This window comes from Alishewanella jeotgali KCTC 22429, from assembly GCF_000245735.1.
Taxonomy (GTDB): domain Bacteria; phylum Pseudomonadota; class Gammaproteobacteria; order Enterobacterales; family Alteromonadaceae; genus Alishewanella; species Alishewanella jeotgali.
Genome location: NZ_AHTH01000010.1, coordinates 41,251 through 58,369, shown reverse-complemented (window position 1 = coordinate 58,369; position 17,119 = coordinate 41,251). Strand labels below are relative to the sequence as shown.

General features: G+C 52.6%; 14 protein-coding genes and 1 other RNA gene. 5 read left to right on the top strand and 10 right to left on the bottom strand.

What is annotated here, in order from left to right; genetic code table 11:
* Window positions 1-28: 28 nt before the first annotated feature.
* The 3 genes from AJE_RS05030 to smpB form a co-directional block, all read right to left on the bottom strand.
* Window positions 29-1,261, bottom strand: a complete 1,233-nt coding sequence (locus AJE_RS05030; RefSeq protein WP_008949942.1) for a tyrosine-type recombinase/integrase — start codon at window positions 1,259-1,261, stop codon at window positions 29-31.
* Between the two features lie 213 nt (window positions 1,262-1,474).
* Window positions 1,475-1,834, bottom strand: a transfer-messenger RNA (tmRNA) gene (ssrA, locus tag AJE_RS18085).
* 143 nt (window positions 1,835-1,977) lie between these two features.
* Window positions 1,978-2,460: an SsrA-binding protein SmpB gene (gene smpB / locus AJE_RS05025; RefSeq protein ID WP_008608841.1), complete on the bottom strand. Its 483-nt coding sequence runs from the start codon at window positions 2,458-2,460 to the stop codon at window positions 1,978-1,980.
* 106 nt (window positions 2,461-2,566) lie between these two features.
* Between smpB and AJE_RS05020 the strand changes: the two genes are divergently transcribed.
* Both AJE_RS05020 and AJE_RS05015 read left to right on the top strand, forming a co-directional pair.
* Window positions 2,567-3,001, top strand: a complete 435-nt coding sequence (locus AJE_RS05020; RefSeq protein WP_008949941.1) for an SRPBCC family protein — start codon at window positions 2,567-2,569, stop codon at window positions 2,999-3,001.
* A complete protein-coding gene (locus AJE_RS05015; protein ID WP_008608838.1) occupies window positions 2,991-3,341 on the top strand; it encodes an RnfH family protein in 351 nt (116 codons plus the stop codon). Before AJE_RS05020 ends, AJE_RS05015 begins: the two co-directional genes overlap by 11 nt.
* 145 nt (window positions 3,342-3,486) lie before the next feature.
* On the opposite strand, the gene AJE_RS05010 is transcribed toward AJE_RS05015, so the two are convergent.
* The 3 genes from AJE_RS05010 to nadK all read right to left on the bottom strand — a co-directional run bounded on the left by AJE_RS05010 (window position 3,487) and on the right by nadK (window position 6,628).
* On the bottom strand, window positions 3,487-3,843 hold the full coding sequence (locus AJE_RS05010) for an outer membrane protein assembly factor BamE (RefSeq protein ID WP_008949940.1): 357 nt from the start codon (window positions 3,841-3,843) through the stop codon (window positions 3,487-3,489).
* Between the two features lie 150 nt (window positions 3,844-3,993).
* Window positions 3,994-5,667: a DNA repair protein RecN gene (gene recN / locus AJE_RS05005; protein ID WP_008608835.1), complete on the bottom strand. Its 1,674-nt coding sequence runs from the start codon at window positions 5,665-5,667 to the stop codon at window positions 3,994-3,996.
* Window positions 5,668-5,746: 79 nt separating this feature from the next.
* Window positions 5,747-6,628 (bottom strand): NAD(+) kinase, encoded by an 882-nt coding sequence (gene nadK, locus AJE_RS05000; protein ID WP_008608834.1) that lies wholly within the window; start codon window positions 6,626-6,628, stop codon window positions 5,747-5,749.
* Window positions 6,629-6,842: 214 nt separating this feature from the next.
* Here nadK and hrcA point away from each other — a divergent pair, with 214 nt between their 5' ends.
* Together hrcA and grpE are read left to right on the top strand one after the other, a co-directional pair.
* The gene (hrcA, locus tag AJE_RS04995) at window positions 6,843-7,862 is read left to right on the top strand and encodes a heat-inducible transcriptional repressor HrcA (protein WP_008608832.1); all 1,020 of its coding nucleotides are present in this window, start codon (window positions 6,843-6,845) and stop codon (window positions 7,860-7,862) included.
* A 40-nt stretch (window positions 7,863-7,902) separates the two neighbouring features.
* Entirely contained in the window at window positions 7,903-8,475 is a 573-nt protein-coding gene (gene grpE, locus AJE_RS04990; RefSeq protein ID WP_008949939.1) for a nucleotide exchange factor GrpE, read from the top strand.
* 60 nt (window positions 8,476-8,535) lie between these two features.
* Here the strand turns inward: grpE and AJE_RS04985 are convergent, their stop codons facing one another.
* From AJE_RS04985 to AJE_RS04970, 4 genes are all read right to left on the bottom strand, one after another.
* Window positions 8,536-9,309: a rhamnogalacturonan acetylesterase gene (locus AJE_RS04985; protein WP_008949938.1), complete on the bottom strand. Its 774-nt coding sequence runs from the start codon at window positions 9,307-9,309 to the stop codon at window positions 8,536-8,538.
* The gene (locus AJE_RS04980; RefSeq protein ID WP_008949937.1) at window positions 9,306-10,340 is read right to left on the bottom strand and encodes a pectinesterase family protein; all 1,035 of its coding nucleotides are present in this window, start codon (window positions 10,338-10,340) and stop codon (window positions 9,306-9,308) included. Before AJE_RS04980 ends, AJE_RS04985 begins: the two co-directional genes overlap by 4 nt.
* Window positions 10,341-10,466: 126 nt before the next feature.
* The gene (locus AJE_RS04975) at window positions 10,467-12,962 is read right to left on the bottom strand and encodes a glycoside hydrolase family 88 protein (protein ID WP_008949936.1); all 2,496 of its coding nucleotides are present in this window, start codon (window positions 12,960-12,962) and stop codon (window positions 10,467-10,469) included.
* Between the two features lie 139 nt (window positions 12,963-13,101).
* Complete coding sequence (locus tag AJE_RS04970) at window positions 13,102-15,906, bottom strand: TonB-dependent receptor (protein WP_008949935.1); 2,805 nt, start codon at window positions 15,904-15,906, stop codon at window positions 13,102-13,104.
* 437 nt (window positions 15,907-16,343) lie between these two features.
* On the opposite strand from AJE_RS04970, the gene AJE_RS04965 reads away from it, so the two are divergent.
* Window positions 16,344-17,102, top strand: coding sequence for an SDR family oxidoreductase (locus AJE_RS04965; protein ID WP_008949934.1), 759 nt, complete (start codon window positions 16,344-16,346; stop codon window positions 17,100-17,102).
* Window positions 17,103-17,119: the final 17 nt, after the last annotated feature.

Here is a 17,119-nt window from a genome sequence, read left to right as displayed (position 1 = left end):
ACTCCCCCAATCTATCTCGTTAAGTAAGCTAAGCTCGACTTCCGAACTTAGCCGGAATTACGTTGTTGTTGCTGGCGCTTAGTCTTAGCGTGTCCAGGTACTCCGCCCAGCGCTGCATCATGTCTGTTCGTTGTGGTAGGTGCTTGGTTCTGTTGTATGCTCTGCCGTTCGCGTCTTTCACGGCGTGGGCCAGCTGCTGCTCTATCCATTCAATGCGATAGCCTAAAACCTCGTCCAGTAGTGTCCGGGCCATTGCCCTAAAGCCGTGGGGGGTTAGGGTGTCGTTATCATAGCCAAGCGCCCTTAGTGCTGTTCTTACGCCGTTTTCTGATAGTGGGCGGCTCTGGCCTCTTGGTGACGGGAAAACATACTTAAGATGCCCGGTCAGCGGGTGCAATTCTTCCAGTATTGCCTGTGCCTGTTTGCTCAGTGGGATAATATGCGCTTCCCGCATCTTCATTTTTTCGGCGGGGATCTCAATGCGGGCATTATCAAAATCAATTTCAGACCATTCCAAGTGCCTTAATTCACCGGGGCGGCAAAATAACAGCGGGGATAGTTGCAGTGCTGCTTTTACGATATTTGTTCCGGTGTAGCCATCTATAGCCAATAACAAGCGGCCCACTTCTGCGGGTTCAGTGATAGCGGGAAAATGTTTCGTTACTGGGTTTTTTAATGCGCCCTTAAGATCCGCGCTTATGTCGCGCTCTGCTCGCCCTGTTGCTATGGCATAGCGTAAAACCTGCCCAGCGGTTTGCTTGGCCCTGTGCGCTGTCTCAATAGCGCCGCGCTTCTCGATGCGCCGTAAGGTGGCTAACAGATCAAGCGGGGTTAGTTCTGAAATAGGCTTTTTGCCAATATACGGAAATAAGTCTTTCTCTAAGGCATTACGGGTGCGGTCGCGGTGGCTTTCGCTCTTGTCGTACATTTTCACGGCCAGCCACTCGCGGGCAATTACTTCAAAGCTATTGGCTGCTGCTTCATTACTTGCCAGCTTGCGGGCCTGCTTTTCTGCGCTGGGGTCGATACCTTGCGCTAATTGTTTGCGGGCTTCGTCTCTCGCTATGCGGGCATCTTTAAGGCTTATATCAGGGTAAACGCCGATTGCTAATAGCCGCTCTTTGTTGGCAAAGCGGTATTTCATTCGCCAGTATTTAGCCCCGCTGGGCTTTACCAAGAGATAAAGGCCGCTGCCGTCAGACATTTTATAGTCTTTCTCAAGCGGCTTTGCTTTGTCTACCTGGGTGGCGGATAACGGCATTTTCTAACCTCCGATAAAGTGGCGCTTATTTGCCTTGGGGTATCGGTTTTGGGGTACCGGTCAGGGTGCTGATCGTGGTACCCCGCAAAAATACCCCAAATTGTATGGGGTATCTGTTAGAACATAATAGACCAGCATAGAAAAGCGGGCAATAAAAAACCCAGCAATTACGCTGGGTTCGTAGCCGTTTATAGACTTGCTTAGTCTGTCATTTGGTGGAGCTGGCGGGAGTTGAACCCGCGTCCGAAAAACCTACATCGTCGGTACTACATGCTTAGCCAGTTATTTAGTTAACCCTATGAGCGCCAGCTGGCAGGCTATCGTCGGGCGAGCCTGATTGGTTTTAACGTTTTGTCTCCAGGCGAAGACGCGACGCGATCCTGTTAGGGGTGATCTTCCAGAGTCTCAGCTTACAGGCATGCGTGAGGGGAAGAGCTATCTACTGCTTATTAGGCAGCGATTGCGTAAGTTTCGTCGTTTGCGACTATTTAATTGAGGCTTTTTTACGAGGCCTACCTCACCTCGGCATGCACCTAAGAGTTCGTGAATCCCGTCGAATCCAGAATCAGCCCCGAATTCTGTGGAAGTAACACTCACTTTCAGTGTTTGGCTATTGTACGCAGCCTGATTGCTTTACACAAGCGGGCTTTATGCTTTAGCCGTTTTCCTGTCGCCCTAATTAGATGGGGCCAGGCGGAAAAAGTTTCAAGGGTGTTTTAGTGTTTACTGTGTTTCATCATGCGCTCTTTCTCGCGTGACCAGTCGCGGTCTTTAATATCGTCACGCTTGTCATAGCTTTTCTTGCCCTTGGCTAAATGAAACTCCAGCTTTACCCAGCAGGCTTTCCAGTACATGGCGGTGGCGACCAGGGTATAACCTTCGCGCTCTTTTAGGCCAACAAGTTTACTTAGCTCGCGCTTGTGCAGCAGCAGTTTGCGGCTGCGCTCGGGGTCGCATACTACATGAGTAGAGGCACTGTTTAGCGGCTGAATTTGTGCGCCGAGTAAAAATGCTTCACCATTATGCAAAATGACATAAGAGTCGGACAGGTTGACCTTACCCTCGCGAATACTTTTTAATTCCCAGCCTTGCAGGGCCAGGCCGGCTTCGTAGCGGTCTTCTAAAAAGTACTCGTGCCGCGCTTTGCGGTTTTGCGCTATGGTACCGTTTTTGTTTTTGCTTGCTTGTTTTTTGCTCATATTTCGTTACTTGTCGCAGCTCAGTGTTGGATGTCAGCGATGGCTCATGCCTTGTTGCAGCGCGTTATTCTGTTACAATCGGCGGCGAGTTTAAAGGGGAGTGAGTATGCCACAAATTGAGCGCAGTGCCTTGGTTTTTTACAGCGCGCAACAAATGTATGACCTGGTTAATGCGGTGCCGGATTATCCGCAATTTTTACCCGGCTGTACCAAAGCCACGGTGATCCGCCACACTGAACAGGAAATGGTGGCGAAACTGGACGTTTCCAAGGCAGGCATTGGGCAAAGCTTTACTACCCGTAATATTTTACACCCGGTACAACGCATAGAAATGCAGCTGGTTGATGGGCCTTTTAAGCGCTTGCAGGGCGGCTGGCAATTTGTGCCGTTAAATGAGCAAGCCTGCAAGGTGATTTTGCAGCTGGAATTTGAATTTTCAAATAAGTTGGTGCAGTTTGCCTTTGGCAAGATATTTCAGGAGTTAACAGCTGCCATGGTCAACGCCTTTACCCAGAGAGCGAAGCAAGTTTATGGTGAATAACAGCGCAGGTGCCGCCATTTCCGATACCATTAGCGTTGAGGTGGCGTATGCCTTGCCGGAGCGGCAGGCTTTGTTAACTATCTCGGTGCCGGCTGATACCTGTGTTGAGCAGATTATCCGTCAATCCGGTATTTTGCAGCAATTTCCGCAGATTAACCTGAGCGAACAAAAAGTGGGTGTCTGGAGCCGGCCGGTGAAGTTAAGTGATAAAGTGAAAGACGGCGACCGGATTGAAATCTACCGGCCTTTGATTGCTGATCCGAAAGATTTGCGTCGGCGCCGTGCCGAAAAAGCTAAGGACGAGGGGCGGGCGAATAAAGTTACCGGTGGTCATTTATAAGGTCAAAGCAGTTTGGTATGCCATCCTACCGCAGTGTGGCCGCGAGGCTTGCAACAAGAATCACAATAAAAATCACAACAATAGTGACCACAATAAAAAAGCCGCGATAAAGCGGCTTTGTTGTATATCTTGCTAATACGCTGTCTTAAATATCCAGCGGCTTGTCAAAGTCCGGGTGCTTATCAAAGTCACCACTGATATTTACCAGCCGGTCATCTTTAAACTCCACCACCAGGCGCTTTTCAAAGTTATTGCCACGGCCTCCTCTCAGGGCATAAAAGTAATGCCAGGTATCGTGGTCAAAGGGGTTGGCGGCGACCGGGTTACCCAGTACAAACACCACCTGCTCCTTGGTCATGGCAATACGGAGTTTATCAACGTCCTTTTGCTCTAAAAAGTTACCCTGCGGAATATCAATACGGTATACCCAGCTGCTACAGGCGCTCAGGCTAAGAGCCGCCGCCAGTAAGACGATTTTTACTACTGCTTTCATAGATACCATGTCATCAACCTAAGTGCCGTCATCATAACCCAGGATGCGTAAGCAAAAAACCTGTTTCTGAGTGCGGTGCGGTAAAGTCGGGTTTCGTTACCAGGCTAAGCTGCTTACACACCTTTGGTGCTGTGCAGCTTAGCGCAGCAAAACTGCAGCTCAGACTGCAGGGGTACACAAAAGTTCCCGCGCATTGGCCAGCGCATTGGCACTGATATTCTCACCGGCCAGCAGACGGGCAATTTCCTGGATCCGCTCATCATCACTGAGCTGGCGCATCCGGGTTTCGGTGGCGATACCATCGGTATATTTTTCCACAAATAACTGCTGATGGCCCTGGCTGGCTACTTGCGGCAGGTGGGTAACGCAAATAATCTGGGTGCTCTGGCCGAGCTGGCGCAATAAGCGGCCGACGCCGGCTGCTACCGGGCCGCTGATCCCGACATCCACTTCATCGAAAATCAAGGTAGGGGTGGTGACCTTATCCGCCAGTATTACCTGTACCGCCAGGCTGATCCGTGATAATTCACCGCCGGAGGCGACCTTACTTAAGGCTTGCAGTGGCTGGCCCGGGTTGGTCGATACCTCAAAACTGATCAGATCCAGGCCGTTGGCGCTGGCCTGCTCTAACGGCAAGGTCGAAACATTGATAGCAAAGCGGGCATTGGCCATGCTCAGTTCATGCATATTTTTGCTGATCAGCTCGCTTAGCTCCGAGGCCGCCTGCTGGCGGGCCGCTGTTAAAGCTGCCGCAGCCTGCTGATATTGGCGACTGGCTTGCTGGATAGCCAGTTCCAGTTCGGTCAGCCGCTGCTCTGAGCCGGTTAACTCTGCCAGTTCTGCCGCTAATTGTTGGTGCCGCTCTGCCAGTTGTTCATTAGCGATCTGATGTTTGCGGGCCAGATTTAGCCATTGCGCCAGTCGCTCGTCGACTTCAGCCAGCCGCTCTGGATCCAGTTCCACCTTATCGGCATAGCGGCGCAGTTCACGGCTGGCTTCTTCGGTTTGTAACAGAGCATCGCTTAGCATTTGCTGTATACCGGCTAGTGCCGGGTCCAGTGCTTGTAACTGCTCCAGTTGGTAGCTTACCTGTGACAACGCGCGGTAAATGCTTTGCTCATCATCATCGTACAGCTGCTGCAGGCATTGCTGGCTTTGCGACAGCAGAGTGTTACCGTGCGTCAGCCTGCTATGTTCGGCTTCCAGCCCGCTGAATTCATCAGCCTGTGGCGCAAACTGATCCAGTTCTGCTACCTGATACTCCAGTAACTGGCGCTGAGCATCACGCTGTTGCTGAGAATGCTGTAATGCCTGATGCTCCTGCTGCAACTGCTGCCAGTAGCGATAGCTTTGCCGGCATTGCTGCTGCAGCTCGCTGTTGGCGACATAGGCGTCCAGTAACTGACGCTGATAATCGGCCTTTAACAGCAGTTGATGCGCGTGCTGGCCATGGATCGATAACAGGTACTGTCCCAGTTGCTTTAGCTGCTGCGCCGGTACCTGCACGCCATTAATATAACCGCGGGAACGGCCTTCATTACTGACGACACGCCGGACAATACATTCGTTACCCATCAACAGGTCTTGTTGTTGCAGAAAGTCGCGCGCGGCGGGCAGGGCGGAGATATCAAAGGTGGCGACAATATCGGCTTTGTCGGCGCCGGGGCGCACTACTGCGGCATCGGCCCGTTCGCCCAGGCACAGTGCCAGGGCGTCAATGGCAATGGATTTACCGGCTCCGGTTTCACCGGTGATGGTTGACATCCCGCCCGCCCAGTCAATTTCCAGCGCGCGAACTATGGCAAAATTACTGATATGAAGATGGCAGAGCATAAGGCACCTGATACTGTTTATAGTTACAGTGTAAATTTATACAGTAAAAGTGACTTTGGCAAGTCGGGTGCCGATTTTTTTAGTACAGCTTGCTGCCCCAGCCCAGTTTATTGCGCAGCACATGGTAATAGCTATAACCGGGCGGATGCACCAGCCGCAGCGGGTTAGGGTGTTTGCGGATGGTAATATCATCGCCTGGCATTACCGCCAGAATCACATGGCTGTCGCAACTGATTTGTAAATGGGCATCATTGGTATCCGCTACTTTCAGGCGGATTTCGCTGTTTCCCGATACTACCAGCGGCCGGCTACTCAGCGTATGCGGAAACATCGGCACCAGGCTCATGGCATCCAGATCCGGGGTCAGAATGGGGCCGCCACCGGAGAGGGAATAAGCGGTTGAGCCGGTTGGCGTGCTGATAATCAGACCGTCGGAGCGCTGGCTGTAGACAAATTCGTTATTAATATAGGCTTCGAATTCAATCATATGCGCCACCTTGTCGGCATGCAGCACGGCCTCGTTAACCGCACTGTTACTGCTTTTAATACTGCCGTGACGATGGACGGCGATTTCCAGCAGGTTACGCTTTTCGGTAACAAAATTTCCGGCCAGCACCTCAGTTAAAGGTTCGGCAAAGCTCTCCGGTGCCAAATCAGTTAAAAAACCAAGATTACCGCGGTTGACACCCAGTACTGCTACATCAAACCGCGCCAGCACCCGCGCTGCGCCCAGCATATTGCCATCTCCGCCGACCACGATTGCCAGATCGCAGGTTTTCCCTAATGTCACCAGATCAAGCACTTCGGCCGCGGCGATGGGCAAACTTTGCGCGACCCGCTCTTCAACATAGACGCTCAGGCCTTGTTGCTGCAAAAACTGATACAGGCTGAGCAGGGTTTGGTTGGCGCCGCTGTGGTGCGGTTTACCGATTAATCCCACTTTGCTAAAGGCTAGACTCATAAGGCTTCCATATTTAAAGACCAGAGTTAAAAGATCACAGTTAAAAGATCATCGTTAGCAGGGCTGGTAAGCGCCGGCCAGCGTGTTGCCTCTGCCCTGGCAGCGGCCAGACTGTTGGCTCAGTATAACGGCTGCTGGCTTTAGTGTCCTGAGCTGCTTGAAATTTTTTAGAAAGGCCCCATCATAGTTAGCAATATAAGGCAGGTGCAGGCGCATGACCGAAACATTAAGCAGAACCGAGCTGATTTTAAAACTGATCGTTGAGCAGTATCTGCTGGATGGATTACCGGTATCCTCCAAACTGATCGCCGAAAATCAGGCTTTGTCTGTCAGCTCTGCTACGGTGCGCAATACCATGGTGCAGTTGGAACAGCAGGGGCTGATCCGCTCACCCCATACTTCAGCCGGCCGTATTCCTACCACCTCTGGTATCCGGTTATTTATCGATAAGATGCTGCAGCTGCAACCGCTAAGCGATAGTTGGGCCGCGGAGATTAAAAAGCGTTTGGTACCGCAGTTGCCGGTGTCGTTATTATGCCAGCAGGCCGGGCAATTACTGGCTAACCTGACCGGTTGTGTCGCCATTATCAGTGCGCCCAAAGCCAGTGGCCGTGAAGTGCGGCAAATCGATTTGGTGCGTCTGGCCAGTGACCGTTTGTTACTGGTGGTGATCGATGAAGACGGCGACATTCTGCACCGGGTACTGCAATGTGAGCAAAGTATTGATTCGGCTACCTTAAGTAAGGTGCTGTGCTTGTTAAACGCGGCCCTGGCCGGTGGCCAGTGGCAGGATGGTATAGCCCGGCTCGGTAATTTGCTGCGCAGCGAAAGCGGTCTGAGCCAGGCGCTGCTGCAAAAGGTGCTGGGGCAACTGAGTCTGGATGAGTTTATGCAGCATCAGCCGCTGATCTTTGGTCAGCATCAGTTGTTGCTAACCCCGGATTATCAGCAAAACCCGGCCTTGCAGCAGGTAGTGCAGATGTTGGAACATCCGGCCGGCCTGATGCAGTTACTGGAGTTGGTGACCCAGGATAGCAAACCGAAACTGATCCTCGGTAAAGAGTCGGGCTTTGTTGAGTTGGCGCAGCTAAGTGTGATCGCCCAAAGCTATCAGCAACAGCCACACCGCTTTATTGCACTGCTTGGGCCGCGCCGGATGAATTATGCGCGCCTGGTGCCACTGGTGGAATCCTGCGCCGCCCAGTTAAATTTAAACTTGAATCGGCCAAATTGATCCCCATAATACCCCTACGCAAAATTGGAGTATTGTAACAATGACTGAGCAACACAAGCCTGCAGAAACCCCTGAAGAGCTGAACCAGACTACGGATAGCCATGCCGACACAGTGGAGCTGTCGTCTGAGCAAACCATTATCAGCAAGCTGGAAGAAGAACTGGCGAAAACCCAGAGTCAGCTGGCTGAGCAACATGATTTAATGCTGCGCATTAAAGCCGATGCCGATAACGCCCGCCGCCGCGCCGCGCAGGATGTAGAAAAGGCACATAAGTTCGCGCTGGAAAAGTTTGCCTCTGATTTACTGCCCGTGGTCGATAACCTGGAGCGGGCGTTAAACTTTATCAACCGCGAAGACGAGGCCTTTAAAGGCGTGATCGAAGGTATTGAACTGACGATGAAGAGCTTCCTGGACACGGTTGAGAAATATGGCGTGATCCAGCTGGATCCGGCCGGTCAGCCATTTAATCCGGAGCAGCACCAGGCGATGAGCATGCAGCCGACGGCGGATTTACCGCCGAATACGGTGACCTTTGTGATGCAAAAAGGCTATGAGTTAAATGGCCGCTTATTACGTCCGGCGATGGTTGGGGTGTCAAAAGCGCCGGATTAACCGCGTTTCATGGTTCCTGCCAAATTTTAGTTTGCAACGCCCGGTTAATGCCGGGCGTTTTTATAACAGTTCCCGATACACATAGCCTGCCAGCGGATGTTGCTGGCGCTTTAGCTCCCGTACAAAAAACTGCGCAATCTTAGCGGCACCCTGCAGCGTCAGATGAGTGTTATCTGTGGTGCCGGTCGGAAACTTGCTGTAAAGATCAGCCGGGATTTGAATGAAATACGGCTGGCTGCCGGCCGGGCCGGCATTCGCAATAAAATCACAACTTAGCTGTTGTAAATCAAAAAAGCTCACGTCAAGTTCTGCTGCAACCTGCGCCGCGGCATACGCATAAGCCGTTAGATCTCGTACCAACAAAGCATCACTGTTAAAGTTGCGCCGGCAAATCGAACTTGCCAATAGCGGAATGGCGTTTTTGGCACGAATATCGGCCACAAACTGGCGTAAAAACGCCTGATAGTCGCTATCTGGCGCCGCATAGCGCGTCGGATCCGCAATTTTCTGGTCATTATGGCCAAACTGGATCAACACATAGTCGCCGGCACTCAGTTCGCTTAACAATAGTTGCCAGCGCCCCTCATTGATAAAGCGCCGGGTACTGCGGCCATTGGCGGCATGATTAATAATCGTTAGCTGCGGCAGCATAAAGGCCGGTAGCAGCTCACCCCAACCGCGTTCCGGATAGGCCGGGTTGGCTTTAACCGACATCGTCGAGTCACCGACCAGATGTAGCCTGATGGGTACCAGGCTAGGCTGCGGGTTTGGCTCGGGCGTCTTAGCAGCTAATGGCAAAGCGCAGAGCAGCAGGTAGCAAATAGCCCACTTCATGGTTGCTGCTCCTGCAGTTGATACAGCCGTGCCAGCTCAGCCTCGGGATCCCAGCGACCGTCAAAGGTCCACTGTGCGCTGATCTGCGCCGCGCTGAGGTTTGCCGGATGCGTAGCCAGATTATCTGCCAGCCACGGATAGCGCGGGGCACTGCTTTCTGCGCTCTGGCTAAAAACGGCCTGGCTAAAGTAGTAGCGATCGCCCCATAAATTGGCCCGGTCACGTTCCGGTTGTTCCGGATAGGTGTGACGGAAGATTGGCCGGTCTGCCATATTCGGGCTGTAGCTGTTATTGATCAGATAAAACTGCGCATCGTAGTGGCGGCGGCCCAGCAAAAAGCCGGGTACACCATCGAAGTGCGAATTGACCACCACCAGTTTTTGCGCTGGGTCCAGTTCACCGTCATGCCACAGGGTGGCATAGGCTTTCTGGTTGTAAAAAGTGACGTTGTCAAAATAAGCCCAACCGCGCGGACACACCATATCGGTATGACCTTCAATATAACAGTTACGGTGGTAGTACATGCCGTCGGTCTTATTCCACAGACTTAGGGTGTCGGCACCGCCTGCAATAATGGCGCAGTCATCAGTAATAATCCGGCTGGCATTTTCAAAGCCACGGATCGCGAACTGATGTTCATGATCGCCGGTGAGTTCACCGTAGCTGTTTTTAATCGTCAGGCCGAGCAGGGCAATGTCGCTGGCGCGGATATTTACCACGGCGCTGCCCCAGTCATCCGGATGGGACGCCAGCCAATTTGTGCGCAGTTCAGCATATTGAATTATGGTCTGAGTGCGGCCCTGACCAACCAGAGCGACCTTATCCCGTGTCAGGTAAAGCTTTTCCTGATAGATACCCGGCTTAATCTGAATAATCGCCTGTTGCTCAGTGGTTGGCAGGCTATCCAGTGCCGCCTGAATAGTTTGAAACTGCGCGCTGCCATCCTGTGCGACGCTTAAGTAAAGCACCTCGCTGGCCTGGCTGCTGTGGGGCAGTAGCAGCACAACAAAAATAAAGATCAGGTTACGCATCCGGTCCTCCCGAACAAGCACTGTTAAAAAAAGAGCCGGCAGTTGCCGGCTCAAACCACAGGAGAGGGAGAAGACCTCTCGTACTCCAGAGTCCGCTTTGGGCGAAACTCTGCTGCCTGGCAGCTGTTACTGGCTAACCGGGTAGCCGAGTAATTTGGCGATTTCTACCGCCGCCATAATAAAGGGGCCGTTGGCCTTGGCATCGTTACGGAATACCGGCTCGCTCATATAATAGTGGTAGCTGCCGTCACGGCCAAAGCCCAGACCCGCCACCTGCACCGTATTAACCAAGCTGACTAAACCGTCCGGATGCACCAGCATAAATTCGCGCACTAACCCCTGATAGGCTTTCAGCGCTGTGGCTTTATAGCTCGGTGGCAGATAGCCGTTGTTTATCGCTTTAGCATAGAAATAGGTAAACATGGCGCTAGCGGATGACTCCAGGTAGTTGCCTGTCGCCTCGGGCCGGTCCAGAATTTGATACCAGACGCCACTGTCATGCTGAAAGCGTGGTAAGGCTTCCGCCAGCTCAGTAATCATCTGCAGCAGTGGTGCCCGCAGCTCGGTTTGTTCGGCCGGGATATAATCCAGCACATCAACCAGCGCCATACTGAGCCAACCCAGGCCGCGGCCCCAGAAATGCGGCGACAAACCGGTTTCAGGGTTAGCCCAGACCTGCTGTTTCGCTTCATCCCAGGCATGGTAGTACAGGCCGGTATTGGCATCGCGCAGCAATTCACGGGTCAGCTTAAATTCTTTAACGACTTCCGGCAGGCCTTGGCCTTGCTCAAACTGACTGGTGTAAAAGGCGTAGAACGGCATGCCCATATAGACGCCATCCAGCCACAGCTGATGCGGATAAATTTGTTTGTGCCAGAAGGCGCCATCCTGAGTGCGCGGATGCTCGGCGACCTGACGACGCAGCAGTGCCAGCGCCTTGCGCGCCGGCTCGTTCGGCTGGCGCAGATAATCGCGCAGCAGCATATTGCCGGTATTCAGGCTGTCGATATTGTATTTTTTAATACTGTAAGTGCGGATATCTCCCTCAGGTGTCACAAAGGAGTTTACAACGTCGCTTATCACCTGTTGCCATTCGGCGTTAGGTTTAAGCTGCAGTAAATCATCATAGGCTTGCAGCAACAGACCAGTGGTGTATTCAAAGGTCGCCGGACGTTGACGCTCATAATCCCAGCCGCCGTAAGCGTAGTAGGGAGTTTGCCGTACCATCTCACTTTGGGCCAGTAGCTCGCCCCAATACAGTGCGTGCTGAGCAGTGAGTGGCTGCTGCAGTTTCGCGGCAGTGGCGGCCGTATGCAGGCGCTGTCGTGGAGTCAGGGTCAGTTGTTCGGCTTGTTGCTCAAGGTAGGCAATAAATTCCGCTTCAGTTTTGATGCCGTCTGCTTCACCATCCCAGGCGGCTAAAAAGTAGTATTCCAGCTGGTTGCCAGCCGGTTTCATCACGCTGACATGACTATACTCGTCTTCGGTTTGTGCCGTGCGCTGGCCGCGTTTAAACAGCAGTGCCATCCCAAGTTTGCTATCAGGGGCCGATAAACTCTGATTCCCCCAGGTCGCGACATAGGTCCAGGCGTGACCGGTGATCTCCACTTCGCCCTGAATCAGTTTGGTATCCGGCAATTTCACCAGACCGATAGCAAGGTTATCCAGCTCTTCTGACAGCTGTAACCGGGTATTGACCAGTCGGCTGCCGGCAGTCATCGATAAGTCGGCTGTTAGCGTCACGTTTTTAGCGGCAATTTGCCAATCCTGATAGGTTATCTGTAATGCGGAGTAGAGCGGGCCATTTTCAATCACTTTAGCGGTATGTTGGCCAACCCTGGACACCCGCTCAACTTTCTGACCATCCCAGTAGCCATAACCACCGGCACCCAGTGATTGCCCGACTTTCAGCAGATCCATGCCCCAGTCGGCCATTTCATGGTACGACTGATAGCCATCCTGGCCGACATCCTGCAGCACCAGCTGTGGTTTGGTTTTACCAAAGACATCAAAGCCATTACGCCAGTCCAGATAAATCCGATAGCCAACCTGATCCGATTCGATACCTGGGCCTTCATAACGGATCCACTCCGAGTGATCGGTATATTGTGACGGCGGTGTCAGCTGCTGCACGTTCTGAAAGGTGCCGCCAATATATTTGGCACCTTGCCATTCGCCACCGACTTTATGCGAAATTTCGGCCTGAGTTTGCGCCGGCAGTTGTAGGGCTGCCAGGGCGGCAGCATCATGTTCAATGTGTAGTTGCAGTTGTTCGGCTGGCTGAAAATCTAAGGCTAAAAACAGCGTATCGCGCGTACCGTCACCGCTGCGATCCAGATGCTGCAGTGGTACCAGCTGGCCGGCGCGGCGGGCAACTAAATCTTGCGCCTGCTCAGCGGTTAAGCCCAGATCATAGTAACTCAGGTACACCGGCTGTTGGCTGCGGACAAAGTCAGACGGATTGGCAATCAGTAACTCGGCTACCGCCGGCATGGTGGTTACGGTTGACGGCTTAGCACTGGTTTGGTTTGCGGCAGGCGGATTGGCGGGTTGACCGCAGGCTGCCAGTAATAAGCTGCTAAGCGTAACAACAGGAAGAGTTTGCAGAAGACGCTTGTTCACGATAGTTACCCTGTTAAATAGAATTGGCACTTGCCTGTGAGTGATTCGGGCCTTCCGTGGCACGCGAAACATGCTGCACCTGACTCAGGCGCAGACAGCACTTAAGCGGCAGTGCGCCGCTTAAGTGTCAGACGGGTGCTTAAAACTTATATTGTGCACCCAGGTAGTACTGCCGGCCAGTGGCATGGTAGTAAGTTAAACGGTTGCCGCTGGAATCAACCCACTGATCGTCCACTTCGTTGGTCAGGTTCAGTGCTTCAAACGTCAGCTTCCAGTTATCGTTTAACTGATACGACATCGCAGCATCAATATTACGGGTAGCATTGGTGCCTTCCATATCATTGTTATCGCGGCCGATAGCGTTGGTCAGGTAACGCGCACGGTCTGCCAGTGACACCCGGGCGGAGAATTTTTCGTCCTCGTAGTACAGGGTGGCACTACGGGTATTCTCGGATAACCCCTGCAGGTCACGGGTGGCCAGCACCACGCCGGTATTATTGATGTAGTCCATCTGGGCTTTAACATAGGTATAGTTACCGATAAAGCCAAAGCGGTTCCAGAATTCCGGCAGGAAGCTAAACGGCATCTGGTACTGCACTTCAAAGCCGTACAGATTACCGCCCGGACCATTTAATGGCGTATTGGTTTGCCACTCTACATTTTCATTACAACCTGTGGCCTCGCCATAGCCGGGACCGGCATTACAGGCGTCAATGGCGGCCTGGTTCGGTAAACCGGTTTCGGTAAACAGCTTGGTCTCGCGCAGACCTTGTACATAGCTGTCGATATCCTTGCGGAATACCGCCACACCTAATAAGGACTCATTATCAAAGTACAGCTCTAAACCTAAGTCATAGGTTTTGGCTTTGGTCGGCTCCAGCGTTGGGTTACCGCCGCTTATGGAACGGGCGCCTCCCGATACGGATACTGAGACGTTAGGTCGGATGCTACCGAGACCAGCCCGGGCCATCACTTCGGCATAACCAAAGCGGATAATCACATCATCCATGGGTTCAAACACCAGGTTCAATGACGGCAGGAACTCGTTATAGTCATGCTTGGCGGTTATCAGCTGCTCAGTTCCACCCAGAGTCGCCCAGGCAGTAGAAGACTGATCGGTTTTGACAAAGCGGCCACCAATATCACCGCGGAAGCCGGTATCACCCAGTTCGGTATCAAAGGCCAGTTGTACATAGGCACCCAGCGTTTTCTCTTCAGCAGAGTAGTTATCGACGCGGCGGAAATCACGGCTCACGGTAAAGGCACCGGTATTACTGTAGATATTGTAGCGGGCATCAATAGCCGCTAAATCCGGCACCAGCCAGCTGCCGTAAGGACCCACCCCCGCACCATACTGGCGGATCAGATCCGGGCTCATCACCACGCCAGCGGCGTTTTCACTTTGCCGGCGTGCTTCGTGGGTTTCGAATTCAAACTTTTTATAGTGCAAACCACTGCGTAAGGTCAGGATATCGTTCAGCACATACTCAACGTTAAAAGCAGCACTATCAAAGGTATTTTCTGCGCCCAGTGGCCGTAAACGCACGCTGTTAGTAGTCCAGCCGTTCGGGTCGAATACGCCGGCACCGAATAGCAGTTCAGGATTCTGCCGCTTGCCGCCACGGTAATCGTAACTGAAGGTCTGGCCGGCCTTTTCCATTACCACTGTGGTTTGGATCGGGTTATCGAACTCAGAAGTGGCGCGACCGATCATACCGTCAATTTTCAGGTTATCGGTTAACTGATGTTGGCCACTGAGCGTGATTTGCAGGAACTCGGTCGACAGTTCGTCATAACGCAGTTCGTTGCGGATCAGCGCGTTTTCAAAAGAGGCGTAGGTGACAGTATTGGTACCGTCGATTTCGTAATCCAGTACGTTCATACCGCCGGTAATGCCGCTGGCCGGGTTGGTCAGGGCGGCCCGGTTAGCACCGGCATTCAGAATGCCTTGCATAAAGGCTTCCTGACGGGTTGAATCGTCTTTGGAGTACAGCACATCCAGATTAAAGCGGGTTTCGAGGCTTGGACGGTATTCCAGTGCGGTAGCAATACCGGTACGTTTCACATTATGGACATAAGAATCGTAACGTGGCAGACGTGGCCGGAAGGCATTATTGATGGCCTGCAGCTCAGGTGCATTGGCATCACCACGGTAAGTGCCAAAGTCATTGACGTTGTTCCAGCGCACGGTAGAAGCGCCTTCATCCAGAATATTACGCTCGGAGAAGGCCGCTGAAATCAGATAGCCAAAGGTGCCATCGTCGTTAATATTGCTAAACAGGAAGGAGCCTTTCGGATCCACTTCTTCTGACTTATCGTTATAGCCGGCCTGAAGATTGGCCGCAAAGGTCATGCCATCATAATCGAAGGGGCGGGCAGTACGCATATCGACAGTCGCACCCAATGAGCCTTCTTCAATATTGGCCGATGCCGTTTTGCGTACCGTCAGTTCGTTAAACAAGTCTGAGGAGAAGGTATTAAAGTCGAAGCCACGGCCGCGGTTAGCGCCGCCAATCTGGTCAGTACCACCACTGGTGGATTGTGCTTCCATACCGTTGATCCGAACCCGGGTAAAATCCGGGCCCAGACCACGTACTGAGATCTGGCGGCCTTCACCGGCTACCCGGCTAATGGCTACCCCCGGAATACGCTGCAGCGATTCGGCCAGGTTCAGATCAGGGAAATCAGCGATATCTTCTGCCTTGATGGTGTCAGTGGCACCGGTTTCAAAGCGCTTCTGGTTTAGCGCGCTGGCCAGACTGCCACGGAAGCTACCGACAACGGAAATCACTTCAATTTGTTCTTCCGCTTTTTGCTGTTCGGTCTGTTCAACCTGTTCAGTTTGCTGTGCCAGCGCCTGAACGCTGAATAAGGTTGCCAGACCGGCCAGGGTTAATGCCCGGCAGACTTTACTGGGGCGAAAGGGTGTTCTGCTGTTTACCATCTTGTTCACCTTGTCCTGAGTGTTTATCTGTTGCCAGCTTAACTGGCTATTCTCGTCTTTGTCAGGAACCTATACCCTTTATCCTGGCGCAGGCTGCGGTCTAAGCTGCCTGTAGCGTCATGGTGAGTATATTGCTCCCCTGTTGATAATTCGGCGACTGTTAAAGCATAGTTGTCTTGTCTACCGGTGGCAAAAAAAGCTTGCAATTTTATGCCACCGATGGCAAAAAGCTAACACCAAGCAGTAAATCCTGTCAATTAATGATGCAAATTAAATCAGTTTTCGACAGGATTTTTTCGTAGAAGTGCAGTTTAACTTAATGAATTTATTATATTTGTCAGGTTTTTGAAAATTCAGGTTGTTCCATATTTGAACATTATTCCTGACGATAGCACCGCGGATGTCGCAGCGACAAACCGACAAAATAGGAGTGACAGATGACAAACTTATTTACCCTGAGCGGCCAAACGGCGCTGGTCACCGGTGCCAGCCGGGGGTTAGGCCTGGCGATTGCTAAGGCGCTGGCTGCAGCGGGGGCCAAAGTGCTGTGCGCCTGTTCCAACAGCGGTGGTGCAGCAGCAACGGTTGATGCCATTCTGGCCAATGGTGGCCAGGCGCAGGAGTTGGTGGCGGATCTGAGTAACGAACAGGCAGTGCGGGATCTGGCTGCCGCCGCGCTGGCAGCAGGGCCGGTGCAGATCCTGGTGAACTGTGGTGGCACCATTTTCCGGGCGCCGGCGCATGAGTTTCCGATGAGCGAGTGGCATAAGGTGATCGCAGTGAATCTGGATGCGGCCTTTTTATTGTCGCAATTGCTCGGTGCCGAGATGATCAAGCGTCAGAGCGGTAAGATTATTAATATCGCCTCGATGCTTTCCTACAGTGGTGGCATCACGGTGCCGGCCTATACTGCCAGTAAACATGCGATTGCCGGAGTCACCAAAGCGCTGGCCAATGAATGGGCGCAGCATAATATTCAGGTTAATGCGATAGCCCCGGGCTATTTCCGCACCGATAACACCGCCGCTTTACAGGCCGATACACAGCGCAATGCCGCTATTTTGGGGCGGATCCCGGCCGGGCGCTGGGGTGAGCCGGAAGATTTAGCCGGTGCCGCCGTATTTTTGGCGAGCGCGGCCAGCGATTATGTGAATGGCCATGTGCTGGCCGTCGATGGCGGCTGGCTGGCGCGCTAAAGCGCTAAATCACAAGA

Excerpts from the sequence above, each read along its gene's own strand:
- AJE_RS05030 (WP_008949942.1), bottom strand. The coding sequence starts at position 1,261 with ATGCCGTTATCCGCCACCCAGGTAGACAAAGCAAAGCCGCTTGAGAAA.
- smpB (WP_008608841.1), bottom strand. The coding sequence starts at position 2,460 with ATGAGCAAAAAACAAGCAAGCAAAAACAAAAACGGTACCATAGCGCAA.
- AJE_RS05020 (WP_008949941.1), top strand. The coding sequence starts at position 2,567 with ATGCCACAAATTGAGCGCAGTGCCTTGGTTTTTTACAGCGCGCAACAA.
- AJE_RS05015 (WP_008608838.1), top strand. The coding sequence starts at position 2,991 with ATGGTGAATAACAGCGCAGGTGCCGCCATTTCCGATACCATTAGCGTT.
- AJE_RS05010 (WP_008949940.1), bottom strand. The coding sequence starts at position 3,843 with ATGGTATCTATGAAAGCAGTAGTAAAAATCGTCTTACTGGCGGCGGCT.
- recN (WP_008608835.1), bottom strand. The coding sequence starts at position 5,667 with ATGCTCTGCCATCTTCATATCAGTAATTTTGCCATAGTTCGCGCGCTG.
- nadK (WP_008608834.1), bottom strand. The coding sequence starts at position 6,628 with ATGAGTCTAGCCTTTAGCAAAGTGGGATTAATCGGTAAACCGCACCAC.
- hrcA (WP_008608832.1), top strand. The coding sequence starts at position 6,843 with ATGACCGAAACATTAAGCAGAACCGAGCTGATTTTAAAACTGATCGTT.
- grpE (WP_008949939.1), top strand. The coding sequence starts at position 7,903 with ATGACTGAGCAACACAAGCCTGCAGAAACCCCTGAAGAGCTGAACCAG.
- AJE_RS04985 (WP_008949938.1), bottom strand. The coding sequence starts at position 9,309 with ATGAAGTGGGCTATTTGCTACCTGCTGCTCTGCGCTTTGCCATTAGCT.
- AJE_RS04980 (WP_008949937.1), bottom strand. The coding sequence starts at position 10,340 with ATGCGTAACCTGATCTTTATTTTTGTTGTGCTGCTACTGCCCCACAGC.
- AJE_RS04970 (WP_008949935.1), bottom strand. The coding sequence starts at position 15,906 with ATGGTAAACAGCAGAACACCCTTTCGCCCCAGTAAAGTCTGCCGGGCA.
- AJE_RS04965 (WP_008949934.1), top strand. The coding sequence starts at position 16,344 with ATGACAAACTTATTTACCCTGAGCGGCCAAACGGCGCTGGTCACCGGT.